This window comes from Micromonospora humi (assembly GCF_900090105.1).
GTDB lineage: Bacteria > Actinomycetota > Actinomycetes > Mycobacteriales > Micromonosporaceae > Micromonospora > Micromonospora humi.
In genome coordinates, this window is record NZ_FMDM01000022.1 from 1 (window position 1) to 24,889 (window position 24,889).

22 protein-coding genes and 1 pseudogene are annotated in these 24,889 nt (G+C 73.3%); 12 read left to right on the forward strand and 11 right to left on the reverse strand.

Features of this window, described 5'->3' with window-relative positions; genetic code table 11:
• Nucleotides 1-528: pseudogene (locus tag GA0070213_RS28830) on the reverse strand (VCBS repeat-containing protein); the annotation flags it as partial.
• 7 nt (nt 529-535) lie between these two features.
• Nucleotides 536-778, reverse strand: coding sequence for an ABC transporter permease (locus GA0070213_RS28835; RefSeq protein WP_091071733.1), 243 nt, complete (start codon nt 776-778; stop codon nt 536-538).
• A 210-nt stretch (nt 779-988) separates the two neighbouring features.
• Here GA0070213_RS28835 and GA0070213_RS28840 point away from each other — a divergent pair, with 210 nt between their 5' ends.
• Complete coding sequence (locus tag GA0070213_RS28840; RefSeq protein WP_091071735.1) at nt 989-1,636, forward strand: hypothetical protein; 648 nt, start codon at nt 989-991, stop codon at nt 1,634-1,636.
• 85 nt (nt 1,637-1,721) lie between these two features.
• On the opposite strand, the gene GA0070213_RS28845 is transcribed toward GA0070213_RS28840, so the two are convergent.
• The 4 genes from GA0070213_RS28845 to GA0070213_RS28860 form a co-directional block, all read right to left on the reverse strand.
• The gene (locus tag GA0070213_RS28845; RefSeq protein ID WP_091071570.1) at nt 1,722-2,672 is read right to left on the reverse strand and encodes an ABC transporter substrate-binding protein; all 951 of its coding nucleotides are present in this window, start codon (nt 2,670-2,672) and stop codon (nt 1,722-1,724) included.
• A 38-nt stretch (nt 2,673-2,710) separates the two neighbouring features.
• Nucleotides 2,711-3,583, reverse strand: a complete 873-nt coding sequence (locus GA0070213_RS28850) for an ABC transporter ATP-binding protein (RefSeq protein WP_091071573.1) — start codon at nt 3,581-3,583, stop codon at nt 2,711-2,713.
• The gene (locus GA0070213_RS28855) at nt 3,580-4,641 is read right to left on the reverse strand and encodes a FecCD family ABC transporter permease (protein WP_245716599.1); all 1,062 of its coding nucleotides are present in this window, start codon (nt 4,639-4,641) and stop codon (nt 3,580-3,582) included. The genes GA0070213_RS28850 and GA0070213_RS28855 overlap by 4 nt, the downstream gene beginning before the upstream one ends.
• A gap of 92 nt (nt 4,642-4,733) precedes the next feature.
• Complete coding sequence (locus GA0070213_RS28860; RefSeq protein WP_091071576.1) at nt 4,734-5,780, reverse strand: FecCD family ABC transporter permease; 1,047 nt, start codon at nt 5,778-5,780, stop codon at nt 4,734-4,736.
• 118 nt (nt 5,781-5,898) lie between these two features.
• Here GA0070213_RS28860 and GA0070213_RS28865 point away from each other — a divergent pair, with 118 nt between their 5' ends.
• Nucleotides 5,899-6,828 carry a MerR family transcriptional regulator gene (locus GA0070213_RS28865; protein WP_091071579.1) on the forward strand — a complete coding sequence of 310 codons (930 nt, stop codon included), beginning with the start codon at nt 5,899-5,901 and terminating at the stop codon, nt 6,826-6,828.
• A 9-nt stretch (nt 6,829-6,837) separates the two neighbouring features.
• On the opposite strand, the gene GA0070213_RS28870 is transcribed toward GA0070213_RS28865, so the two are convergent.
• On the reverse strand, nt 6,838-7,671 hold the full coding sequence (locus tag GA0070213_RS28870) for a phytanoyl-CoA dioxygenase family protein (protein ID WP_091071580.1): 834 nt from the start codon (nt 7,669-7,671) through the stop codon (nt 6,838-6,840).
• A gap of 62 nt (nt 7,672-7,733) precedes the next feature.
• Entirely contained in the window at nt 7,734-8,207 is a 474-nt protein-coding gene (locus GA0070213_RS28875) for a cytidine deaminase family protein (RefSeq protein WP_091071581.1), read from the reverse strand.
• A 126-nt stretch (nt 8,208-8,333) separates the two neighbouring features.
• Here GA0070213_RS28875 and hrpA point away from each other — a divergent pair, with 126 nt between their 5' ends.
• Nucleotides 8,334-12,338, forward strand: coding sequence for an ATP-dependent RNA helicase HrpA (gene hrpA, locus GA0070213_RS28880; RefSeq protein ID WP_091071583.1), 4,005 nt, complete (start codon nt 8,334-8,336; stop codon nt 12,336-12,338).
• Nucleotides 12,339-12,359: 21 nt separating this feature from the next.
• Here hrpA and GA0070213_RS28885 read toward each other — a convergent pair whose 3' ends face one another.
• Nucleotides 12,360-12,851 (reverse strand): FBP domain-containing protein, encoded by a 492-nt coding sequence (locus tag GA0070213_RS28885; RefSeq protein ID WP_091071585.1) that lies wholly within the window; start codon nt 12,849-12,851, stop codon nt 12,360-12,362.
• 67 nt (nt 12,852-12,918) lie between these two features.
• On the opposite strand from GA0070213_RS28885, the gene GA0070213_RS28890 reads away from it, so the two are divergent.
• Nucleotides 12,919-13,497, forward strand: coding sequence for a TetR/AcrR family transcriptional regulator (locus GA0070213_RS28890; RefSeq protein WP_091071588.1), 579 nt, complete (start codon nt 12,919-12,921; stop codon nt 13,495-13,497).
• Here the strand turns inward: GA0070213_RS28890 and GA0070213_RS28895 are convergent.
• Nucleotides 13,494-14,432, reverse strand: coding sequence for a LysR family transcriptional regulator (locus GA0070213_RS28895; protein WP_175441549.1), 939 nt, complete (start codon nt 14,430-14,432; stop codon nt 13,494-13,496). The two genes, GA0070213_RS28890 and GA0070213_RS28895, sit on opposite strands and share 4 nt — an antisense overlap.
• A 29-nt stretch (nt 14,433-14,461) precedes the next feature.
• On the opposite strand from GA0070213_RS28895, the gene GA0070213_RS28900 reads away from it, so the two are divergent.
• The 8 genes from GA0070213_RS28900 to GA0070213_RS28935 all read left to right on the forward strand — a co-directional run bounded on the left by GA0070213_RS28900 (nt 14,462) and on the right by GA0070213_RS28935 (nt 23,334).
• Complete coding sequence (locus GA0070213_RS28900; RefSeq protein ID WP_091071593.1) at nt 14,462-15,193, forward strand: succinate dehydrogenase cytochrome b subunit; 732 nt, start codon at nt 14,462-14,464, stop codon at nt 15,191-15,193.
• Nucleotide 15,194: 1 nt separating this feature from the next.
• Nucleotides 15,195-17,132 carry a fumarate reductase/succinate dehydrogenase flavoprotein subunit gene (locus tag GA0070213_RS28905; protein ID WP_091071595.1) on the forward strand — a complete coding sequence of 646 codons (1,938 nt, stop codon included), beginning with the start codon at nt 15,195-15,197 and terminating at the stop codon, nt 17,130-17,132.
• A complete protein-coding gene (locus tag GA0070213_RS28910) occupies nt 17,129-17,890 on the forward strand; it encodes a succinate dehydrogenase/fumarate reductase iron-sulfur subunit (protein ID WP_091071598.1) in 762 nt (253 codons plus the stop codon). The genes GA0070213_RS28905 and GA0070213_RS28910 overlap by 4 nt, the downstream gene beginning before the upstream one ends.
• A 600-nt stretch (nt 17,891-18,490) precedes the next feature.
• Nucleotides 18,491-19,675, forward strand: a complete 1,185-nt coding sequence (locus GA0070213_RS28915) for a zinc-dependent alcohol dehydrogenase (protein WP_091071601.1) — start codon at nt 18,491-18,493, stop codon at nt 19,673-19,675.
• Complete coding sequence (locus GA0070213_RS28920) at nt 19,672-20,649, forward strand: SDR family NAD(P)-dependent oxidoreductase (protein WP_091071604.1); 978 nt, start codon at nt 19,672-19,674, stop codon at nt 20,647-20,649. The genes GA0070213_RS28915 and GA0070213_RS28920 overlap by 4 nt, the downstream gene beginning before the upstream one ends.
• A 111-nt stretch (nt 20,650-20,760) precedes the next feature.
• A complete protein-coding gene (locus GA0070213_RS28925) occupies nt 20,761-21,906 on the forward strand; it encodes an MBL fold metallo-hydrolase (RefSeq protein ID WP_091071606.1) in 1,146 nt (381 codons plus the stop codon).
• 109 nt (nt 21,907-22,015) lie between these two features.
• Nucleotides 22,016-22,693: a sugar transferase gene (locus tag GA0070213_RS28930; RefSeq protein ID WP_245716601.1), complete on the forward strand. Its 678-nt coding sequence runs from the start codon at nt 22,016-22,018 to the stop codon at nt 22,691-22,693.
• Entirely contained in the window at nt 22,690-23,334 is a 645-nt protein-coding gene (locus tag GA0070213_RS28935; RefSeq protein ID WP_091071611.1) for a NeuD/PglB/VioB family sugar acetyltransferase, read from the forward strand. The genes GA0070213_RS28930 and GA0070213_RS28935 overlap by 4 nt, the downstream gene beginning before the upstream one ends.
• A gap of 7 nt (nt 23,335-23,341) precedes the next feature.
• Here the strand turns inward: GA0070213_RS28935 and GA0070213_RS28940 are convergent, their stop codons facing one another.
• Nucleotides 23,342-24,853, reverse strand: a complete 1,512-nt coding sequence (locus GA0070213_RS28940) for a deoxyguanosinetriphosphate triphosphohydrolase family protein (RefSeq protein WP_091071740.1) — start codon at nt 24,851-24,853, stop codon at nt 23,342-23,344.
• Between the last annotated feature and the right edge of the window lie 36 nt (nt 24,854-24,889).

The following is a 24,889-nucleotide window of genomic DNA, read 5'->3' on the forward strand; positions in this document are numbered from 1 at the left end:
GTCGTCACCGAACCCGACGATGTCCGCCCGACCGTCCCCGGTCACGTCCGCCAGGAACCGGGGGTGCCGGTCCACCCGCCAGCCACCGGCCTGCGTCCCGAAGTCCGCCGACAGCAGCCGGGGCGCGGCGAACGTACCGTCGGATCCGGTCGTCGCCGTCCACACGCCGGTGTCGCCGAAGCCGACGATGCCGGCACCGGGGGCGGCGGAGATCCGGCCCAGCAGGCGGGGGTTGCGCGCGACGGACCACCGCGCCACGTCCGGCGCGACGGCGATCGAGGTGACGCAGTAGCCGCCGATCGCGCCCGGCACGCCGAACTGGTCGGCGGCCGGTTCGGGCCGCGCGACCTGCGACCACGACTCACCGCCGTCCTCGGAGGCCCAGAGGTTGCTGGAGAAGGACCCGGCGAAGACCAGCCGCCCGTCGTCGGAGCTGTCGAGCGAGAGCATCCGCCCGGTGGTGAACTGCCCGGACTTGCGGTGCGGCGTGTTGGCGCGGGTGGGGCTGACGTCGTCGATCGTGGTCATGACGACCTCACCGGGCCGGCGCCGTCCGGCGCCACTCCAGCCGGGCGGAGACGGCACACAGGGCGAAGAGCACGAACAGGCCGGCGACCAGCAGCCACTCCACCGTGCCGTCGTGGTGGTCGGGCTCGATGCCGAACGCCTCGAGCCAGTCCCGCCGGAACAGCGTCAGCACGAACAGCGCGCCGAAGAGCGACGCGGAGACGACCTCGACCCGGAACCGGGTCCGGAACCTGCGGTGCGGAGTCTTCACGGGGTGCTCCTCGACGTCGTCCGGCCAGGTCAACCGGGGGGTGACGGCGCTCAGCGTAGGCCCGCGTCGGGCCCGGTGCCGTCGGCTGGACGACAGCGTCCGGGAACGTGCGCCATCCGCACGCCGGAACCGCCTCACAACCCTGGGCGATGTCAGACCCGTCGATTAGAATGTATGTACTAAACGAGCTGTTGACCTGGGAGGATGCTCGTGACTGCGCCCACCTCCGCCGCCCCTGTCACCCCCTACGCCACGCTTCTCGGCTTCACCCGCTACGTGGACCGCACCGGCCCCACGAAGGCCACGTTCGTCGGCGGCCTCCGCCGGCAGCGGGCGAGCCGGCACGGCTTCAACCCGCACGGTCAGTTCGTCAAGGCACTCAAGGCCGACGTCGCGTTCCACACCGGCGGCACCCACCTGACCCAGGTGGTCGACGTGGTCAAGCCGCGCTGGCGCCCGCTCTACGAGGCGCTGGTGCCCGGCGCGACCCGCTGGCTGCACTCGCTCGGTGAGCCGGCCGGCGTCGACCTGGCGCAGGCCCGCGACGCCCTGGCGATGCTGGGCGACCTGCCTGTGAAGATCAACCCGCAGTTCGGCGTGCGCTACGCCGACGGCCGGGCCGAGGCGATCCGGCTGCACTTCGACGAGGCGCCGCCGAGCGAGGAGGCCACCCTGGCCACGCTGCACCTGATGGCCCGGCACATGGACGCGGTGCTGCCGCACGCCGAGCCGGTGCTCGTCGACGTGCGGCGCGGCGAGGCGCACCGGATGCCGGCCGACGCCAAGCCCGAGCAGATCGAGCAGTGGCTGGCCGGCGAGGCAGCAGCGTTCCGCGCCATCTGGTCCACGGCCGCCTGACCCGACCGACCCGAACGGCCGCCCCCGATAGCCGGGGGCGGCCGTTCGGCCGTGGCCGACGGTGCGACCGGGCGGGCGCGACGACTCAGGCGGCCAGGTACGTCGCCAGGTCGTCGAGGATCTTGTTGGCGGCGCCGACGCCGATGCCGGTCATCCACACCTCGTCGGAGACCACGTGCGCCTTGCCCGCCTTGACCGCGGACAGGCCCTTCCACAGACTGCCGGTGGTGACCTTCGCCTGCTCGGCGGCGGCCTTCTCGCCGTACGCGGTCACGAACACCACGTCGCCGTCGACCTCGTTGACCCGCTCGGCGCTGACCAGGTCGAAGCGCTTGTCCTCCTTGCCCTCCAGGCGCTGCCGCTCCGGGCGGCCCAGGCCGGTGTCGCCGACCACGATGCCGGAGAACGAGTCCGGGCCGTACACCCGGATGTTGCCCGGGATGAAGCGCACGATGGAGATCTTCCGGGCGTCCGCGTCGCCGAGCTTCGCGCCGAAGTCCTTCGCCCGCTTCTCGTACGCGGCCAGCAGGTCCTTGGCCTGCTGCTCCTTGCCGAGCGCCGCGCCGTCGAGGAGGAAGTTCTCCTTCCAGGTGACGCCGACCTTCTCGGTGAACACGGTCGGCGCGATGGCCGACAGCTCGTCGTAGAACTTCTCCTGGCGGAACTTGCTGCCGAGGATCAGGTCCGGCTTGAGCGCGTTGATCGCCTCCAGGTCGGGCTCGGTGAGCACGCCGACCTCGGTGATGCCGGTGAGCTTGTCCGCACCGAAGTAGGTGGGCCAGCTCTTCGCCTCGCCGGCGGTGGCCGCGCCGACCGGGGTGACGCCCAGCGACAACGCGGTGTCGATCTTGTCGGTGTCGAGCACCACCACGCGCTTCGGCTCGGCGGGCACCTTGGTGGCGCCCATGGCGTGGGTGATCTCCCGGGTGTCCCCGGCGCCGGCGTCGGCGACCGGGTCGCTCTCCCCGCAGGCGGTGAGGCCGACGCCGAGGGCGAGGGCGAGGGCGGTGGTGAGTACGGCGGCGAGGCGACGCATCAGGTTCCTTTCCGTGGTGCGGGTGTCAGCCGGCGCGCTCAGGCGTCGCCGACGGGGGCGCCGGCCGGGGCCGGCGTGCCGGCCGGAGCGGCCGAGGAGTGGGTGCGGGCGGGCGGAGCGGCCGAGGTCTGGGTGCGGGCGGGCACCACCAGCGGTGCGCCGGTGACCGGGCAGGGCACGACCACGCAGTCGAGCCCGAAGACGTCGCGGACCAGGCCGGCGTCGAGGATCTCGCGCGGCGGACCGGCCGCGACCACCGCGCCGTCGCGCATGGCGACCAGGTGGTCCGCGTACCGGGCGGCCTGGTTGAGGTCGTGCAGCACGGCCACCACGGTCCGGCCCCGCTCGACGCGCAGCCGGTGCAGCAGGTCCAGCACCTCCACCTGGTGGGCCAGGTCGAGGAAGGTGGTCGGCTCGTCGAGCAGCAGCGCGTCGGTGTCCTGGGCGAGGGTCATGGCGATCCACACCCGCTGGCGCTGGCCGCCGGAGAGCGTGTCCACCGCGCGGTCGGCCAGCGCGGTCACGTCGGCCAGCCGCATCGCCTCGTCGACGGCCCGACCGTCCTCGGCCGACCACTGCCGCCACCACCGCTGGTAGGGCTGCCGGCCGCGCCCGACCAGGTCGGCCACGGTGATCCCCTCGGGCACCAGCGGGCTCTGCGGCAGCACGCCGAGCCGCCGGGCCACGTCGCGGGTGGGCAGGTCACGGATCTGCGCGCCGTCGAGCAGCACCGCGCCGCGGCGCGGGGTGAGCAGCCGCGCCATGGTGCGCAGCACTGTCGACTTGCCGCACGCGTTCGGGCCGACGACCACGGTGAACGCGTCGGCCGGCAGGTCGAGTTCCAGCCCGTCCAGCACGGTCCGGCCCTCGTAGCCGACGACCAGGTCGCGGGTGGACAGCAGCGCGGTCACGACCGCCTCCCTCGGGTACGCAGCAGCACGAAGATCAGGTACGGGCCACCGATGGCCGCGGTCAGCACGCCGGCCGGCAGCTGGGTGGGCGCGAACAGCCGGCGGCCGGCCAGGTCGGCGAGCACCAGCAGCAGCGCGCCCAGCAGCGCGGCGCAGAGCATCGGCGGACGCTCGGCGCGGACCAGCCGACGGGCCACCTGCGGGGCGACCAGCGCCACGAAGTCCACGGCGCCGACCTGGGCGGTGACCGCGGCGGCGGCCAGCACGCCGGTGCCGGCCAGCCCGATCCGCCGGGCCACCGGGCGCAGCCCGATCCCACGCGCGGTGTCGTCGTCCAGGGCGGAGCCGCGCAGCGCCCACCCGGCCCAGAGCAGCACCGGCAGCAGCACGGCGAGCGTGCCGGCGATCCAGGCCGCCTCGGTCCACCCCTTGCCGGCGAGCGTGCCGATCAGCCAGAGCTGGGCGCGCAGGCCGTCGATCGGGTCGGCGGTGAGCATGACCACCTCGATCAGCGCCCGGAACGCGAACGCCACCGCCACGCCGGCCAGCACGAACCGCTGCGCGGCCAGCCCGTGCCGGGCGCCGAGTGCGAACACCAGGACGGCCGCGGCCAGGCCGCCGAGCAGCGCCGCCGGTGCCACCAGCACGGCCGCCGCGCCGCTGGTCAACGCGATGGTGGCGGCCAGCCCGGCGCCCTGGGTGACCCCGATGACGTCGGGACTGGCCAGCGGGTTGCGGGCCACGCTCTGGATCAGCGTGCCGGCCACGCCGAACGCCGCGCCGGCCAGCGCCGCCAGGACCGCGCGCGGCAGCCGCAGGTCGCGCACCACCAGGTCGTACGGGGTGCCGGCCCCGGAGAGCGACCGCAGCACGTCGACCGGCGCCACGTACGGCGTCCCCAGCGACAGGCTGACCACCACCGCCGCGAGCAGCAGCACCAGCAGCACCACGGCGACCACCACCGCCCGCCACCGGAACGGCACCGCCACCGGCCCCACCCGCAGCAGCGCCTTCCCGGCGAGCGCTCCGCCCCGCCCCCCGCTGCGGCGATCTTGCACTTGTGGCCCCTCGAACGGGGCATTTGCCCGGTTCGCCGGGGCAGCAACTGCAAGATCGCGGGCGCTGGGGGTGGGGGTGGGGGTGGGGGTGGTCATGCGGTGACGACCTTGGCTCGGCGGACCAGGAGGGCGAGCAGGGGGGCGCCGAGCAGGGCGGTGACGATGCCGGCGGGGATCTCGCCGGGCGGGGCGACCAGGCGGCCGGCGACATCGGCGGCGAGCACCAGGGTGGGGCCGAGCAGCGCGGCAACCAGCAGCGTCCACCGGTGATCGGCGCCGACCAGCGCCCGCGCCAGGTGCGGCACGGCAAGCCCGACGAACGCGATCGGGCCGGCGGCGGCCACCGCGGCCCCGGTCAACAGCACTCCCCCGCCGCCGGCGGCCAGCCGGACCAGGGCGATCCGGTGCCCCAGGCCGCGGGCGACGTCGTCGCCGAGGGCGAGCGCGTCCAGCCCCCGGGCGGCGAGCGCGGCCAGCAGCACCCCGGCCAGCACGAACGGGAGCACCTGCCCGGCCACGCCCACGTCCCGGCCGGTGAGCCCGCCGACCACCCAGAAGCGGTACTCCTCGAACGTGCGGGCGTCGATGCTGAGCAGCGCGTACACGATCGCGCCGAGACCGGCGTCGAGGGCGGCGCCGACCAGCGCGAGGGTGACCGGGCTGGCGCCCTCGCGGGTGCGGTTGGCCACGGCGAACGCCAGCATTCCGGCGAACAGCGCACCGGCGATGCCGAACCAGACGTACCCGGCGAGCGTGCTCACGCCGAAGACGGCGATGGCCAGCACCACGCCGAACGACGCGCCGGCGCTGACGCCGAGGATGCGCGGCTCGGCCAGCGGGTTGCGGGTGACCGCCTGGAACAGCACCCCGGCCAGCGCGAGCGCGAGACCGACGACCAGCCCGAGGGCGGTACGCGGCACCCGCAGCTCGCGGACCACGGTGGTGGCGTCGCCGGCGTCCGGCGCGACGAGGGCGTGCCAGACCTGGTCGACCGGGAGGTGGCGGCTGCCCAACGCGAGGCTGGCGAGCAACGCCAGCACGAGCAGGAGCGCCGCCGCCGCGGTGACCGCCACCCGGCGGGGGGCGCCGCGGCGGGCGGGGGCGTCGGCCCGGGCGGGCCGGACGGCGACGGTGGTCACGGGGGTGTTCGCCTTCCGATTAGGTACGCCTTACCTTAGCTGAACAGGTAAGGCACGCCTAACTCGGCGATGTCGATGCGCTTGCGCCTCCACCGGGGGGAGGCGGGAGGGTGGCCGCATGGACGGTGCGGAGCGCTACGAGATCGGTGAGCTGGCCCGGCGGACCGGCGTGCCGGTGAAGACCATCCGGTTCTGGTCCGACCGGGGCATCGTGCCGCCGACCGACCGGGGCCCGAGCGGCCACCGTCGCTGGGCCCCGGACGCGGTGGCCCGCGTCGACCTGGTGCGGACGCTGCGCGAGCTGGGGGTGGACCTGGCGACGGTGCGCCGGGTGCTGGCGCGGGAGGTCACGCTGCCGGAGGTCGCCGCCGCGCACGCGGACGCGTTGGCCGCCCAGATCCGGGTGCTGCGCGCGCGCCGCGCGGTGCTGACCGTGATCGCCCGGCGTCGGTCCGGCCCGGCCGAGGCCGAGCTGCTGCACCGGCTGGCCGGACTGGCCGCGCGGGAGCGCCGGCGACTGGTCGACGCGTTCCTCGACGAGGCCTTCACCGGCCTGACCGGCCAAGGGTTCCCGGGCATCCGCCGGTCGCTCACCCCGGAGCTGCCCGACGACGCCGACGACCAGCAGGTCGAGGCGTGGGTGGAGCTGGCCGAGCTGACCCTGGACCCGGGCTTCCGGGCCGGCCTGCGCCGGCTCGCCGAGCTGCACGCGGCCGACCGGGCGGGCGTCGAGGGCGTACGCCGGGACGCGGTCGCCGTGGTCCGGGAGGAGGTGACCCCGGCGCTGGCCGCCGGCGTCGACCCGGTCTCGCCCCGCGCCGATCCGGTCCTGGCCCGGGCCGCGGCCCGCTACGCCGCCCTGTGCGGCCGACCGGACGACGCCGCCCTTCGTGGACGTCTGCTCGACCGGCTGACGGCCGCGCACGATCCCCGGCGGGAGCGGTACGAGAACCTGCTCGCCGTGGTGAACGGGTGGCCGCCGGTCGAGAGCCTCGCGCCGGTGCTGGACTGGGCGATCCGCGCGTTGCGCATCCGACCGGCCGGCTGACGCGGCGGGTCACTCCGCGCCCATCACCAGGCCCTCGATGGTGTGCTTCTGCCGGATCGGCACCAGCGTGTCCACCACCGGGCAGCGCAGGTGGTCGCGGACCAGGTGCGGCAGGGTGTCCCGGTAGGGGCGGGTCACCGCCAGGTCGTGGTGCGCCGCGTTGCCCGCGCCCGGCGCGTCCACGCCGAGCACCAGCACCGGCCGGGCCTGGTCGCTGACGTTCGGGGTGCCCCGGTGGACGGTGAGCGCGGAACGCGCCGAGATGTCCCCGCGCTTCGGATACGTGCGCACGGCGCGGTCCTGGTAGCGGGGGTACCGGTCCGTGGGCGGGAACATCTCGTGGTCGAAGCCGCGCCCGTCGTCCCACTGGGTGCCCGGGGCGATCTCGAACGGGCCCATCTCCTCGACCGTGTCGACGGTGGTGAGGTTGAACGCCAGCGAGGTGAGCCGGCGTCGCAGCCGGGTCTCCTCGGGCATCGGGAAGTCCCGGTGCCAGGGCTGCATGGCCGCGCCCGGGAACGGGATGTCGAAGCCCAGCTCGACGATCTCGTAGTCGGGGCCGAGCACGGCCCGGCACACCGACACCACCCAGGGGTGGGTGACCAGGTCGACGAAGCCGCGCAGCTGCTCGGGATGGATCTCGACATACCACCGCTCGGGTCCGCGGCCGACCGCCCCGTCGGGGCGGGAGCGGGCCTCCCGGAACGCCGCGTCGACGTCCTCGCCGACCCGCGCGACCCAGTCCACGTCGAAGGCGGCCCGGCAGGCGGTGATGCCGTCACGGTAGAGGTCACCGAGGGCCTCGACCGGGGTCTCGTCGTCCGGCGCGGGGTAGGGGGTCATCGGGCCTCCTGAGTACGGGACCCGAGTATTACAACGTTGGAAAGCGGCCGCAAGGCCCGGCGTCAGTCCTCCGCGGACTGGCGGCTCCCGGGCACCACCGGCAGCGGCCACACCCCGGTCCGCGGGCCGGCCGGCACCTCGACCTGGTGGTCCGACCAGACGTACGTCTCGGGCAGCAGGTCGGCCACCGACACCGCGCGCAGCCCGTCCGGCGGCCCGACGATCACCCGGATCGACGGGAAGTAGTCGAGCAGCACCTGCCGGCAGCGCCCGCAGGGCGGGAGGACACCGCGACCCCGGTCGCCCACCGCGACGATCGCCTCCAACTCGCCGGCGCCCTGCGTGGCGGCCGCGCCGAGCGCCACCACCTCGGCACACGGGCCACCGGTGAAGTGGTAGACGTTCACCCCGCTGAACACCCGGCCGTCGGTGCTGCGCACGGCCGCGGCCACGGTGTGGTTCTCACTGCGGCAGCGGAGCTTGGCGACGGCGGTGGCGGCCTGCACGAGCGCCCGGTCGGTGTCCCGCATGATCATCCCCGTCCTCGTCGACCTCGTCGGCGGCAACTTTATCCGGGCCGGACGCTCCGGCCGGGGAGGGCACGCCAACGGTCGGTAACCCGGGGGCGGTCCGCCGCGCGGCTGCCTATCCTTGGCGACGACATGCAGAATCCAGCCGCACCCGCCGCACCCGCCGCACCCGAGAACGTCCGCGACCTGCACCGCCGCCTCGACGCCCTGATGTTCCGCGACCAGCGCCGCCTGCAGCGGCGGCTCGACGGCGTGCGGAGGCTGCGGGACCCGCAACGGCGGGACGCGGCGCTGGCCGAGATCGCGACCGACGTGGCTCGCGCCGAGGCGCGTTTGGCGGCCCGGCGGGCCGCGGTGCCGACCGTCACCTATCCGGCGCAGCTGCCGGTCAGCGAGCGCAAGGACGACATCGCCGCCGCGATCCGCGACCACCAGGTGGTGATCGTGGCCGGCGAGACCGGCTCCGGCAAGACCACCCAGCTACCCAAGATCTGTCTGGAACTGGGCCGCGGCGTCACCGGTCTGATCGGTCACACCCAGCCCCGGCGGCTCGCCGCCCGCACGGTCGCCGACCGGATCGCCGAGGAACTCGGCACCGAGCTGGGCGGCGTGGTCGGCTACAAGGTGCGCTTCAGCGACCAGGTGGGCGACACCAGCCTGGTCAAGCTGATGACCGACGGCATCCTGCTGGCCGAGCTGCAGACCGACCGGATGCTGCGGCAGTACGACACGTTGATCATCGACGAGGCGCACGAGCGCAGCCTCAACATCGACTTCATCCTCGGCTACCTGCGACAGCTGCTCCCCCGACGGCCCGACCTCAAGGTGGTCATCACCTCGGCGACCATCGAGACCGACCGGTTCGCGAAGCACTTCGCCGACGCCGAGGGCAACCCGGCCCCGGTGGTCGAGGTCTCCGGCCGCACCTACCCGGTGGAGGTCCGCTACCGGCCGTTGGTCGAGGTCACCGAGGGCGAGGCGGAGGACGAGACCGACGAGGAGAACGTCCGGGACCAGATCCAGGCGATCGGCGACGCGGTCGAGGAACTGGCCGCCGAGGGCCCCGGCGACATCCTGGTCTTCCTCAGCGGCGAGCGGGAGATCCGGGACACCGCCGACGCGCTCGGCAAGCTGGTGCAGAACAAACGGTCCCTGCTCGGCACCGAGATCCTGCCGCTCTACGCCCGGCTCTCCAGCGCCGAGCAGCACCGGGTCTTCGCCGCGCACAGCAACCGCCGGGTGGTGCTCGCCACCAACGTCGCGGAGACCTCGCTGACCGTGCCCGGCATCAAGTACGTGGTGGACCCGGGCACCGCCCGGATCTCCCGCTACTCCAGCCGGCTCAAGGTGCAGCGGCTGCCGATCGAGCCGGTCTCGCAGGCCAGCGCCAACCAGCGCAAGGGCCGCTGCGGACGCACCTCGGACGGCATCTGCGTCCGGCTCTACGACGAGGCGGACTTCGACTCGCGGCCGGAGTTCACCGACCCGGAGATCCTGCGCACCAACCTGGCCTCGGTCATCCTCCAGATGACCTCGATCGGGCTCGGTGACGTCGCCGCGTTCCCGTTCATCGACCCGCCGGACCGGCGCAACGTCACCGACGGCGTCAACCTGCTGCACGAACTGGGCGCGCTGGACCCGGCCGAGGCCGACCCGGCGAAGCGGCTCACCGCGCTGGGCCGGCGGCTGGCCCAGCTCCCGGTCGACCCCCGGCTGGCCCGGATGGTGCTCGAAGGTGAGCGCAACGGCTGCGCCACCGAGGTGGTGGTGATCGCCGCCGCGCTCTCCATCCAGGACCCGCGCGAACGCCCGGCCGACAGGCAGGCGCAGGCCGACCAGGCGCACGCCCGGTTCGCCGACAAGGAGTCGGACTTCGTCGCGTTCCTCAATCTCTGGCGCTACCTGCGGGAGAAGCAGCGCGAGCTGTCGTCCAGCGCGTTCCGGCGGCTGTGCAGGGCCGAACACCTCAACTACCTCCGGGTACGCGAGTGGCAGGACATCGTCAGCCAGCTCCGGCAGGTGTTGCGAGCCGGCGAGAAGGGCGAGGGCCGGCGCGGCGCCGGCGCCGACCTGCCGGAGGAGATCGACACCCCGAAGGTGCACCAGTCACTGCTGCCCGGCCTGCTGTCGCACCTCGGCCTCAAGGACGCGCAGAAACACGAGTACCTGGGCGCCCGGGGCGCCAAGTTCGTGATCTTCCCCGGCTCGGCGCTGTTCCGGAAGCCGCCGCGCTGGGTGATGGCCGCCGAGCTGGTGGAGACGTCCCGGCTGTTCGGCCGGGTCGCCGGGCGGGTCGAGCCGGAGTGGGTCGAGCCGCTGGCCCAGCACCTGGTCAAGCGCAGCTACAGCGAGCCGCACTGGGAGAAGAAGCAGGCCGCGGTGATGGCCTTCGAGAAGGTGACGCTCTACGGCATCCCGCTGGTCACGTCCCGCAAGGTCAACTTCGGGCGGATCGACCCGGCGCTGAGCCGGGAGCTCTTCGTCAGGCACGCCCTGGTGGAGGGCGACTGGCAGACCCACCACCAGTTCTGGCGCGACAACCAGAAGCTCCTGACCGAGGTCGAGGAGCTGGAGAACCGCGTCCGGCGGCGCGACATCCTGGTCGACGACGAGACCATCTTCGCCTTCTACGACCAGCGGATCCCCGCCGACGTGGTCTCCGGCCGGCACTTCGACACCTGGTGGAAGAAGACCCGCCGGGAGCAGCCGGACCTGCTCACCTTCACCCGCGAGCTGCTGGTCAACGCCGGCCGCGGCGGCGTGACCGAGGAGGACTACCCGGACGAGTGGCGGGCCGACGGCGTCACGCTCCCGCTGACCTACACGTTCGACCCCACCGCGCCCACCGACGGCGTCACCGTGGACATCCCGCTGCCACTGCTCAACCAGGTGCCGGCGGAGAGCTTCGACTGGCAGGTGCCGGGGCTGCGCGAGGAGTTGGTCATCGCGCTGATCCGGTCGCTGCCCAAACCGGTCCGGCGCAACTTCGTCCCGGTGCCCGACTACGCCCGCGCGGCGCTGGCCGCGATCACGCCGGGCGAGGAGCCGCTGCTGGCCGCGCTGACCCGGCAGCTGCGCCGGATGACAGGCGTGACCGTGCCGCCGGACGCGTGGGAGCCGGGCAAGCTGCCGCCGCACCTGCGGGTCACCTTCCGGGTCCTCGGCGACGACGACAAGCCGGTCGCCGAGGGCAAGGACCTGCCGGCGCTGCAACGCGAGCTGCGCCAGGAGGTACGCCAGGTCGTCGCCGCCGCCGCGCCGGACGTGGCCCGCAGCGGGCTGACCGGATGGTCGATCGGCACACTGCCGCGCACCATCGAGCAGGTCCGGGCCGGTTTCGCGGTGACCGCCCACCCGGCGCTGGTGGACGAGGGCGCCACCGTCGGGGTGAAGGTGTTCGACTCCGCCGGGGAGCAGGAGGCCGCACACTGGGCGGGCACCCGCCGGCTGCTCCGGCTGACCCTGCCGTCACCGGCGAAGTTCCTCCAGGGCCGGCTGAGCAACGAGGCGAAGCTGGCGTTGTCGCGCAACCCGCACGGCGGGGTGCCGGCGCTGATCGAGGACGCCACCGGCGCCGCCATCGACAAACTGATGGCGGACGCGGGCGGCCCGGCCTGGGACGCCGACGGTTTCGCGGCACTGCGCGAGCGGGTCCGCGCCGACCTGGTCGACACCGTGGTCGAGGTGATGGGCCGGGTCCGGCAGGTGCTGGCCGCCGCGTACGCGGTGGAGCAGCGACTCGGCGCGACCCGCGACCTGGCCGTGGTGGCCGCCCTGGCCGACGTCCGGGCCCAGCTCGGTGGCCTCGTGCACGCCGGCTTCGTCACCGAGGCCGGCTACGCCCGCCTGCCCGACCTGCTGCGCTACCTGACCGCGATCGAGCGCCGGCTGGACCGGCTGCCCGGCAACCCGCAGCGCGACAAGTCCCAGCAGGACCGGATCGCCGTGGTGCAGAAGGAATACCAGGACATGCTGGCCGCGCTGCCCCCGGCCCGGCGCGCGTCGCCGGCGGCCCGACAGATCCGCTGGATGATCGAGGAGCTGCGGGTGAACGTCTTCGCCCAGGCCCTCGGCACCCCCTACCCGGTCTCCGAACAGCGCATCTACCGAGCCATGGACGATGCCGAGGGCCGCTGACCGGGTCGTCCGGCGACGCTGTCAGGCGGTCACCCGGGTGATGAAGGCGGTGAGGTGCGACACGGTGCGGTCGATCTTCTCGTCCAGGGTCAGGGACTCGGGGAGGCGCGCGCCGGGGCCGGCGTCCTTGCGGCCCCGCACGTAGAGGGAGCAGGCGAGGTCGTCGCAGAGGTAGATGCCGACCGAGTTGCCCTGCTGCCCGGCCTTGCCCGCCTTGCGCGCGACCATCAGGCTGACGCCGCCGGCCGGGTTGGTCAGGCACACCGAGCACATGTTGCGGCGTTGCTGACCGGGCCCGGGGCTGGGGCGGCGTAGCGCGAGGCCGGTCGGGCGGCCGCTGAGGACGGCGACGAGGTAGGCGCGGTCGGGCGCCTGCGGATCTCGCCAGCCGAGGTAGTCGAGGTCGTCCCAGGGGCGGGCAGCGAGGTCGCGCGGGACGTGCATGCGCTTCGCCTCGCCCTTGGTGCAGTTCACGAACGCGGCACGGATCTCGGGTTCGGTCAACGGGGTCATGATGCCGAGGGTAATTTTCCTAAAGGTATTAGGCAAAGGCATAATGGGGTTTGGTGAGAGGAGACTCATGGCCCGTGCGGGACTCAACCGGGAACGCCTGATCCAGGCCGGGGCGGAGCTGGCCGACGAGGTCGGCTTCGACCAGGTGACGGTCTCGGCGCTGGCCAGGCGGTTCGGCGTCACGGTCGCCAGCCTCTACTCCCACGTGCGCAACTCCCAGGATCTGCGGACCGGGATCGCGCTGCTCGCGCTCGGCGAACTCGCCGACCGGGCCGCCGACGCGCTCGCCGGACGGGCCGGCAAGGAGGCGTTGACCGCCTTCGCCAACGTCTACCGCGACTACGCCCACCGGCACCCGGGCCGCTGGACCGCCGCCCAGCTGCGGCTCGATCCGCGGACCGCCGCCGGCAGCGCCGGCTTCCGACACTCGGCGATGATGCGGGCGATCCTGCGCGGCTACCACCTGCCCGAGCCGGACCAGACGCACGCCGTCCGCCTGCTCGGCAGCGTCTTCCAGGGTTTCGTCGGTCTGGAGCTGGGAGGCGGCTTCGACCACAGCCCGCCGGCGCCGCCGGAGAGCTGGGAGCGGGTCCTGGACGCCGTCGACGCCCTGCTGCGCAACTGGCCCACGGCCGGCGCGGCCTAGGCCAGCGGCTCCACGCCGGCCGGGAGCTGGTCGGCGGCGGTGGCGTCGTGCACGTACTCCAGGAGGATGCGGCGTAGCTCCCGGCCGGCGTGGGTGGGGACCACGTCCCGGCGGCGGGCCACCGCGATGGTCCGGCGCACGCCGGGCGGGACCAGGCGGGTGACCCGGATGCCCGGGCGGCGAGCCACCACGATGCCGGGCACCAGCGCGACGCCGAGACCGGCCTCGACGAAGCTGAGCACGGCGTCCATCTCCCCGCCGTCCACCGACAGGCTCGGCTCGAAGCCGGCCGCCCGGCACGCCTGGAGGGTGGCGTCGCGCAGGTCGTAGCCCTCCCGGAACATCACCAGCGGCTGGTCGCGCAGGTCGGTGATGCGCAGCTCGCCGGCGGCGGAGGCACCCGGCAGCGGCTCCACCGAGGCGACCACCAGGCTCTCGCGCAGGATCGGGTCGACGCGCAGCCCGGGGTCGGCGCCCCCGGACGGCATGATGACCAGCGCCAGGTCGAGGTCGCCGCGCAGCAGGTCGCGGACCAGGTCCTGGGAGCCGCCCTCCTCGACCCGAAGGTCGACGGTCGGGTGCGCGTCGCGGAACCGGCGCAGGACCGGAGGTGCGAGCGAGGTGGCCAGGCTGGGCGTGGCCCCGAGCCGGACCCGCCCACGGCGCAGCCCGACCAGCTCCTGCACCTCGCGGGTCGCGGTGTCCACGTCGGCGAGGATCCGTTTGGCCAGCGGCAGCAGCACCTCGCCGGCCGCGGTGAGTGCGATGTTGCCCCTTACCCGCTCGAAGAGCGGGGCCCCGAGGTCGGCCTCCAGCGCGTGAATTTGCTTACTCAACGAGGGCTGGGTTATGCCGACGACATCGGCCGCCTGGGTGAAATGTCGTACTTCTGCGACCGCGACGAAGTACCGGAGCTGATGGAGCTGCATCTCTATAGCCTACGGCTATCAAGACTGTGATTTCGATGCATTGGACGCCTGATCGAAGTGCTCCTAGCGTCGGTCATGTGGTAATCACGAAAACTCGGTCGCCCATCCGCTCCAACGTCGGCCTCAAGGCCGTCATGGCGGTGACGGGCATCCTCCTGGTGCTGTTCCTGATCGTGCACATGCTCGGGAACCTGAAGATCTTCACGGGCGAGACCTCGTTCGACCATTACGCGCACTGGCTCCGGGACCTCGGCACGCCACTGCTGCCGACCACCTGGTACCTGTGGATCCAGCGAGCCGTGCTCACCGTGGCGGTGCTGGCCCACATCGGCGCGGCCACCGTGCTGGCCGTGCGCGCCCGGGCCGCCCGCCCGGTGGCGTACGCGCACCGCCGGAAGATCCACGTGAACTACGCGGCCCGCACCATGCGCTGGGGTGGTGTGATCATCCTGCTGTTCGTGATCTACCACATCCTGGACCTGACCACCGGTCACCTCAACCCGCAGGGCGACGCGGCCAACCCGTACGGCAACGTGGTCGCCGACTTCGCCCCGGAGCGCTGGTACGTCACCCTCTTCTACACGCTCGCCATCGTGACCCTCGGCTTCCACCTGCGGCACGGCGCCTTCAGCGCGTTCCGCAGCCTCGGCCAGCAGACGCCGAAGGGTGAGCGCCGGGCCCGCGCCGCCGCGCTCGTCTTCGCCGTCGTGCTCTGCGCCGGCTACCTGGTGGTCCCGTTCGCCGTACTCACCGGATTGGTGGCCTGACATGGATCTGTACACCGAGGGCAACCCGATCGCCGACACCAGGGCCCCGGACGGCCCCGTCGAGACCCGATGGGACCGCCACCGCTTCGACATGAAGCTGGTCAACCCGGCCAACCGCCGGAAGCTGACGGTGATCGTGGTCGGCACCGGCCTGGCCGGCGGCTCCGCCGCGGCGACGCTGGGCGAGCAGGGCTACCACGTGAAGTCCTACTGCTACCAGGACAGCCCGCGCCGGGCCCACTCGATCGCCGCGCAGGGCGGCATCAACGCCGCCAAGAACTACCGCAACGACGGCGACTCGGTGCACCGGCTCTTCTACGACACGGTCAAGGGCGGTGACTTCCGGTCCCGGGAGTCGAACGTGCACCGGCTGGCCGAGGTCTCGGTCAACATCATCGACCAGTGCGTCGCCCAGGGCGTCCCGTTCGCCCGCGAGTACGGCGGCCTGCTCGACACCCGCTCCTTCGGCGGCGCCCAGGTGCAGCGCACCTTCTACGCCCGGGGCCAGACGGGTCAGCAGCTGCTGCTCGGCGCGTACCAGGCGCTGGAGCGGCAGATCGGCCTGGGCAACGTGGAGATGAACGCCCGCCACGAGATGCTGGAACTGGTGGTCGTCGACGGCCGGGCCCGCGGCATCGTGGTCCGCGACATGGTCACCGGCGAGATCAGCACCGAGATGGCCGACGCGGTCGTGCTCGCCTCCGGCGGCTACGGCAACGTCTTCTACCTCTCCACCAACGCCAAGGGCTGCAACGTCACCGCGTCCTGGCGGGCGCACCGCAAGGGCGCGTACTTCGCCAACCCCTGCTACACCCAGATCCACCCGACCTGCATCCCGGTCTCCGGCGACCACCAGTCGAAGCTGACCCTGATGAGCGAGTCGCTGCGCAACGACGGCCGGGTGTGGGTGCCGAAGGTCAAGGGCGACGACCGCAGCCCGCGCGACATCCCCGAGGACGAGCGGGACTACTACCTGGAGCGGATCTACCCCTCCTTCGGCAACCTGGTCCCGCGCGACATCGCCTCCCGCGCCGCGAAGAACGTGTGCGACGAGGGGCGCGGCGTCGGCCCGACCGGCCTCGGCGTCTACCTGGACTTCGCCGACGCCATCGGCCGGCTCGGCCGCAAGGCCATCGAGGCCAAGTACGGCAACCTCTTCGAGATGTACGAGCGGATCACCGGCGAGGACCCGTACGAGGTGCCGATGCGCATCTACCCCGCCGTGCACTACACGATGGGTGGCCTCTGGGTCGACTACGACCTCCAGTCGACCATCCCCGGCCTGTTCGTGATCGGTGAGGCCAACTTCTCCGACCACGGCGCGAACCGGCTCGGCGCCTCGGCGCTGATGCAGGGCCTGGCCGACGGCTACTTCGTGCTGCCGAGCACGCTGGCGAACTACCTGGCCGCCAACCCGATGGAGAAGGTCGAGGCCAGCCACCCCGAGGCGGTCGCGGCGCGTACCGAGGTCGAGGAGCGGTTGCGCCGGCTGCTCGCGATCAACGGTGACCGCACGGTGGACTCGTTCCACCGGGAGCTGGGCCAGATCATGTGGGAGCACTGCGGCATGGAGCGCTCCGAGGCCGGGCTGCGCAAGGCGATCGACGAGATCCGCGCCCTGCGGGAGCAGTTCTGGCAGCGGGCCCGCGTCCCCGGTGACGGCGAAGGGCTCAACCAGTCGCTGGAGAAGGCCGGCCGGGTGGCCGACTTCTTCGAGCTGGCCGAGCTCATGTGCATCGACGCGCTGCACCGCGAGGAGTCCTGCGGCGGCCACTTCCGGGCCGAGCACCAGACCCCGGACGGCGAGGCGGAGCGCGACGACGACCGGTTCGCCTACGTCGCCGCGTGGGAGTACGCCGCCGACGCCGGCACCCCGGTGCTGCACAAGGAAGACCTGGTTTTCGAATACGTCCACCCCTCGCAGCGGAGCTACAAGTGAACCTGACCCTGCGCATCTGGCGCCAGACCGGCCCCGAGGACAAGGGTCGGATGGTGACCTACCCGGTGCCGGACGTGTCCCCGGACATGTCCTTCCTGGAGATGCTCGACGTGCTCAACGAGCGGCTGATCCTCGACGGCGAGGAGCCGGTCGCCTTCGACCACGACTGCCGCGAGGGCATCTGCGGCGCGTGCAGCCTCATGATCAACGGTGAGGCGCACGGTCCGCAGCGCGGCACCACCGCCTGCCAGCTGCACATGCGGCAGTTCTCCGACGGCGAGACGATCGACATCGAGCCCTGGCGGGCCCGCGCCTTCCCGGTCGTCAAGGACCTGGTGGTGAACCGGAACGCCTTCGACAAGATCATCGCCGCCGGCGGCTACGTCACCGCGCCGACCGGCAGCGCCCCGGAGGCGCACTCCACCCCGGTGGCCAAGGAGGACGCGGACGCCGCCTTCTCCGCGGCCGCCTGCATCGGGTGCGGCGCCTGCGTGGCGGCGTGCCCGAACGGCTCCGGCATGCTGTTCACCGCCGCCAAGGTCACCCAGCTCTCGCTGCTCCCCCAGGGTCAGCCCGAGCGCTACACCCGGGTGATCGGCATGGTGGACGCGCACGACGAGGCCGGCTTCGGCGGCTGCACCAACATCGGCGAGTGCTCGTCGGCCTGCCCGAAGGGCATCCCGCTGAACACCATCGGCCGGCTCAACCGGGACTACCTCAAGGCGACGACGAAGCGCGCCGGCACCCCCGGCTCCTGACCCGTCGCCGTCGGAACCACCCGACCGCCGCGCCCCGCCGCCAGGGGCGCGGCGGTCGGCCCATTTCCGGGTACGCAGCCCTCCCGGCTCCCGGGAATCTTGGTACGGATTGGCCCCTGGATGGGTCGTTTCGTACCAAGATCTCCGCTCTTTCCACGATGCGGAAGATCGATCTCGTAATCGAGGTCGGGGGAGCCATCCTCGACCGCTACGAACTTGATGGCGAGAACGGATCAGGCCCTCGGACCGGTTGCGCCGCCGACGCAACACGGCGCGGACGGTTCCACCGCACCGGCGGCAGCGGCGGCACGGCGGCGGCAGCGCGACGCGGCAGGCACAGCGCGACGGGACACCGCCTGCGCATCACGAAGCGACTCGCCAGCCCGCCTGGCGCACGAGTGGGCCGGCGGGCTGAATCACCTGCGTCATCAAGTTCCTAGGCACTCTCGGGGTGCCCGCGAGCCGGCCACACCAGCATGCCGGGGGGCCGAGCGGAACGGCTGCGCGGCGGCGGCGCCAAGCGGCGGCGGGAACCGCCGGTTCAAGTCACTCCCCGGGGGTAGCAGTCCCATGGACGGCACCGAGGAGGGACATTCAGGCATGAAGGCACTGACCTGGCAAGGCAAGCGTGACGTCCGGGTCGAGGACGTCCCGGATCCCCGGATCGAGGAGCCGACCGACGCGATCGTCCGGATCACCTCGACCGCCATCTGTGGTTCCGACCTGCACCTGTACGAGGTGCTCGGGCCGTACCTGAAGCCCGGCGACGTGCTCGGGCACGAGCCGATGGGCATCGTCGAGGAGGTCGGGTCGGGGGTGACCCGGCTCAAGAAGGGCGACCGCGTGGTCGTCCCGTTCAACATCTCCTGCGGGCACTGCTGGATGTGCGAGCGGCAGCTCTACGCGCAGTGCGAGACCACGCAGGTCACCGCCGAGGGCAAGGGCGCGTCGTTGTTCGGCTACACCTCGCTCTACGGCTCGGTCCCGGGCGGCCAGGCCGAGTACCTGCGCGTCCCGCAGGCCCAGTTCGGGCCGATCAAGATCCCGCAGACCGGGGCGGACGAGCGCTGGCTCTACCTCTCCGACATCCTGCCCACCGCCTGGCAGGCCGTGAAGTACGCGGACACCCCGCCCGGCGGCACGCTCGCCGTGTTCGGGCTCGGCCCGGTCGGGCAGTTCTCCGCCCGGATCGGCCGGCACCTCGGCGCCGGCCGGGTGATCGGCCTGGACCTGGTGCCGGAGCGGCTGGAGATGGCCCGCCGGCACGGCATCGAGGTGCTCGACGTGAGCCAGCTCGACGACGTGCCCGGCGCGCTCATCGACCTGGTGGACGGGCGCGGCCCGGACGCCGTGATCGACGCGGTCGGCATGGAGGCGCACGGCGCGCCGGTCGGCAAGATCGCCCAGGCCGCCGCGGGTCTGCTCCCGGACAAGTTGGCCCAGCCGATGATCGACGCGGCCGGCGTGGACCGGCTGGTGGTGCTGCACGCCGCGCTCAAGGCGGTCCGGCGCGGCGGCACCGTGTCGATCTCCGGGGTGTACGGCGGCGAGCAGGACCCGATGCCGCTGATGGAGATGTTCGACCGGGGCATCCAGCTGCGGATGGGGCAGTGCCACGTGCGGCGGTGGGTCGACGACATCATCCCGCTGCTGGAGGGCGACGACGACCCGCTGGGCGTCGAGGACCTGCGGACCCACCGGCTGCCGCTGGCCCAGGCGCCGCAGGCGTACGAGATGTTCCAGAAGAAGGAGGACGGCTGCGTCAAGGTCGTGCTCGCACCGTGACCCGGACGGTGGTCGTCACCGGCGCGACCAGCGGGATCGGCCGGGCGGCGGCCCGGGAGTTCGCGGGCCGCGGGGACCGGCTGGTCCTCGCGGCCCGCTCCCCCGAGACGCTGGCCCAGGTGCGCCGGGAGTGCGCCGACGCGGGCGCGGCGGACGTCCGCACCGTGCCCACCGACGTCACCGCGCCGGACGCCCTGGACGCGCTGGCGGCCGTCGCGGTCGCCGAGTTCGGCGGGCTCGACGTCTGGGTGCACACCGCGGCGGTGATGGCGTACGGACGCTTCGAGGAGATCCCGGCGGAGGTCTTCGACCAGGTGGTCCGCACCGACCTGCTGGCCGCCGCCGGAGTCGCCCGGGTGGCGCTGCGGCACTTCCGGGCGGCCGGTGGCGGCACGCTGATCCTCACCGGATCGGTGCTGGGCCACGTCACCGCGCCCTACATGAGCGGATACGTGACCAGCAAGTGGGGGCTGCACGGCCTGGCGCGGGCGTTGCAGCAGGAGTCGCGGGACCTGCGCGGGGTGCACGTCTGCCTGGTCACGCCCGGCAGCGTGGACACCCCGGTCTACCAGCAGGCGGCGAACTACCTCGGGCGGATCGGCCGGCCGCCGCTGCCGATCACCACCCCGGAGCGGGTGGCACGGGCCATCGCGCACTGCGCCGACAAGCCCCGCCGGGAGATCTCGGTGGGCCGCGTCAACCTGGTCATGCGGTTCGGGTTCAGCGCGTTGCCGGCGGTCTACGACGTGCTCGTGGGACCGCTGATGCGGGCCGGCGGGTTGACGAATCGGCCCACGCCGCCGAACCCGGGGGTCGTGTTCGCGCCGAACCCGGCCGGCGAGGCGGTGCGGGGCGGGTGGCTGCCCGACCTGGTCGGGCTGGCCCGGTCGATCGGCGACTCGGCGGGCTCGACCCTGCGACGCGGGCTACGACGATCGCCCCCGGCGGCCCGACCCGGGTCGGCCGGGGAGTGACCTTCCCGCCCACGCGACTCCCGACGAGCGGCGACGGCGGGATTCGCGTGGGCGGGCGATCGGATGCGTGACTACCGTGTAGAGCGCGGGACACGGCGGAGGGCGGAAGCGATGCGGGAACCGGTGGAGCGGGACGTCGAACGGGCGGGCGGCGGGCGGGGGTGGCGGATCGCCGGGCTGGCCGCCGTGGCCGGGCTGGCGTGGGCGGCGCGGGACGTGCCGGCGCAGCTCGGCGGGCGGCTCACCGGCGCGCGGGCGGAACGGGCCGCCCGGTCGCCACGGTTCCGTGACGGCACGTTCCACAACCCGACCGGCAGGAACGCGACGATGGTCGCCGACCCGGGCCGCAACCTGGTCCGGGAGCTGATCTTCGGCAAGCAGAAGCGGCGACCGGGCAGCGCGGTGCCGCTGCTGTGCCCGGCCGACGCCGCGCCGGCCGACCCGGCCCGCGAGCTGAACGTGATCTGGTACGGCCACGCCTCCACGCTGGTGGAGATCGAGGGGCACCGGGTGCTGCTCGACCCGGTGTGGAGCGACAGGTGCTCGCCGTCGGCGCTGGTCGGCCCGCGCCGCATCCACGAGCCGCCGGTCCGCCTGGACGAACTGCCCCGGCTGGACGCCGTCCTCATCTCACACGACCACTACGACCACCTGGACATGGCGACGATCCAGGGGCTCCGCACGCACCAGTCCGCCCCGTTCGTGGTGCCGCTCGGCGTCGGCGCCCACCTCGAACGGTGGGGGGTCCCGGCGGACCGCATCGTGGAGCTGGACTGGTCGGAGAGCCACCGGGTCGGCGGGTTGACCCTCACCGCCACCGCCGCGCAGCACTTCTCCGGGCGCGGGCTGCGCCGCGACGGCACGCTCTGGAGTTCCTGGGTGGTGGCCGGCGCGACGCGCAAGGTCTTCTACACCGGCGACTCCGGCTACTTCGACGGCTACGCCGGCATCGGCGCCGAGCACGGCCCGTTCGACGTCACGCTCATGCAGATCGGCGCGTACGACCGGGCCTGGCCGAACATCCACATGTTCCCGGAGGAGGCGGTCGCCGCCCACCTCGACGTCCGCGGTGAGCTGCTGGTGCCGGTGCACTGGGGCACCTTCAACCTGGCCCTGCACGACTGGTCCGAGCCGGTGGACCGGCTCTGGACCGAGGCCAAGGCCCGCGACGTCCGGCTGGCCGTGCCCCGGCCCGGGGAGCGGGTGGTGGTCGACGAGCCGCCGGCGGTGGACGGCTGGTGGCAGGCGATCGCCTGAACCGCACCGAAAAAACCGGACAAGGCATCCTTCTACGCATATTTGCGTACTCTGTTCGCTGACGAGTCAGCGGCCGGAGGACAACATGCAGGTTCGCCTCTCCCCAGGCGTGGAGCATCTCTCGACACCCCGCTCACGAACGGACGGCAACGCGGCCGTCAAACGCGGCGTCGACGTCGTCGTCGCACTGACGGCCCTGCTGGTGACGGCGCCGGTCCTGGCCGCGGTCGCGGTCGCGGTGCTGATCGGCCTGGGTCGTCCGGTGCTCTTCCGACAGCGGCGGATCGGCCGGTACGGCCAGGAGTTCACCATCCTGAAGTTCCGCTCCATGACGGGCGACGGCGACGCCTTCTCGCCCGGTGACGACCAGGCGCGGCTGACCCCGCTGGGGCGGTGGTTGCGGGCCACCAGCCTGGACGAGCTGCCCAGCCTCTGGAACATCTTGCGGGGCGACATGAGCCTGGTGGGACCGCGCCCGTTCCCGACCAGCTACCGCAACCGCTACACCCCCGAGCAGTTTCGCCGGCACGACGTCCGTCCGGGCCTCACCGGACTCGCGCAGGTCAACGGCCGCAACGAACTCGACTGGGCGGAGCGGTTCGCCCACGACCTCCGCTACGTGGACACCTGGAGCCTCCGCCTCGATGCCCGCATCCTGGTGCGGACCGCGGTGGCCGTTCTACGCCGCCAAGGCATCAGCGCGCCGGGCGCCGCCACCGCGCACGAGTTCCGCGGCACCGCCCCGGAGCGGCCCGAGCCGGCGACCGCAGGGCGCGGGATCCGGTGAGGCTCAACCTCGTCATCGTCGGCTGCGGTGGCCACGGCCGGGAGATCGCCCAGGTCGTCGCGGCGGTCAACGACGCCTCCACCCGGCCCCCCTGGCGGCTGGTCGGCTTCGTCGACGACAACCCGTCGGAGCGGAACCGCAAGCGCGCGGAGTCGACCGGCGTCGGATACCTCGGGACGGTCGCGGCGCTCGGGCACCTGCCGCCCGAGACCCACGTCGTCCTCGGCCTCGGCGACCCACGGGTACGGCGGATCGTCGGCGCGCGAGTCGAGACGTACGGCAAGCCGGTGGCGAGCCTGGTCCACCCGGACGCGACGGTCGGTCCGGACCTGGTGTCGGCCGAGGGCCTCGTGGTGTTCGCCGGCGGCCGGATCACCACCAACGTCACCGCCGGCCGGCACCTGCACGTCAACCAGAACGCCACCCTCGCGCACGACTGCGTGGTCGGCGACTACGTCTCTCTGCACCCACTCGCGGCCGTGTCGGGCGACTGCCGCCTCGACACCGCCGCGCTGATCGGCGCGGGTGCCGTGGTGCTGCCGGGCCGCCGGGTGGGGGCCGGCGCGACGGTCGGTGCCGGCGCCTGTGTGGTGCGCGACGTGCCGCCTGACCTCGTAGTCAAGGGCGTACCCGCCCGCTGAGCGGACCTCAGAGCACGAAGGCGTCCGTCCACAGGGCGCCGGACCGGCCGGAAAGGGCGTCCAGCATCGCCACCGCCTGGCCGTCGGTGAGCTGCGCGACGAAGTCGACGATCGCCCGTCCACGGGCCCGGCCGATCCGGTCCGGGGTACGCGGGTGCAGCTCCGCCTCGGCCAGCTCGACCAGGTCGTGCAGCCGCCGGGGCAGCCGGGACTCCTCCTCCGGGTCCAGCAGCCACTCCCAGAGCGCCTCGACCAGCGTGTCCAGCAGCCGGGCCTGGCCGCGCTGGTGCAGGGCCAGGTCGGGGCGGGCCAGCACGAACCGGTGGTGGACGAACTTGAGCACCTGCACCTCGTGCCACTGCGCCTTGCCGAGCAGCACGTACCCGGAGCGCACGTCCGGCTCCGGGGTCACTGTGATGGCGTCCACGAAGCGGGTGGACCAGCGGGCGGAGAACCGGGCGACGTACTGCTCCGCCTCGATCGAGCCGTCGAAGGGCAGCGCCAGCAACCCCTCCACCAATTCCTCGCGGACGTGCTCGACCGCCGCGGCGAACGCCTCGTCGTCGGCGATCCAGCCGTCCTTGCGGTGCAGTTGGCGGCGCAGCCGCTCGATCGCCGCACCGGGGCGCCGACCCGCCGTGTCCAGCGCCGAGGCGGTGATCGACCGCAGGTGGCCGCTCTCGCGCTGCCAGGCCATCAGCTCGGCCGCCACCGCGCCCTGCTGGAGCACCCCGACGCGATAGAAGTCCTCCACGTCGTGGATGGCGTACGCGATGTCGTCGGCGGTGTCCATCACGGACGCCTCCGGCGTCTGCTGCCAGTCCGGGATGCGCCCGGCGAACGGCTCCCGGGCCTGCCGCAGGTCGTCCACCTCGGTCCGGTAGGCGCCGAACTTCACCGACCCGCTCTCCGGGTCGTCCGGCGGCGCCGCCGCGCCCCGCGGCGCCGGGTCGAGATGCCGCGGGTGCGGGTCGGGGTGGTCCAGCCGGGTCCACGGGTACTTCAGCATGGCCGCCCGGACCGCGGCGGTCAGGTCGAGGCCGGTGGTCGCCGCGCCGCGGATCTCGGTGCTGGTGACGATCCGGTACGACTGCGCGTTGCCCTCGAAGCCGTCCGGCAGCCCGAGCCGCTGCCGGGCCAGCCGGTCGAGAACCCGCTCCCCCAGGTGCCCGAAGGGCGGATGCCCGAGGTCGTGGGCGAGCGCGGCGGCCTCCACCACGTCCGGGTCGCAGCCGCCCAGCTTCTCCAGCAGGTCCCGGTGGGCCGGGTCGGCGGTCAGCCGCTCGGCGATCGCGCGGGCCACCTGGGCCACCTTCAGGCTGTGGGTGAGCCGGTTGTGCACCAGCAGCCCCGAGCCACCCGGGCTGATCACCTGGGTGACGCCGTTCAGCCGGGCGAAGAACGGCGACGAGACGATCCGGTCCCGGTCGGCCCGGAACGGGCCGGCGGCCAGGTCGCCGAGCGCCCGGGCGCTGCCCCCGAAGAGCCGCCGCGCCCGCGGATCCGCTGGTACCTCCATGATCGCCACGCTAGCGCAGGCCGCGGCCGTCGGAGC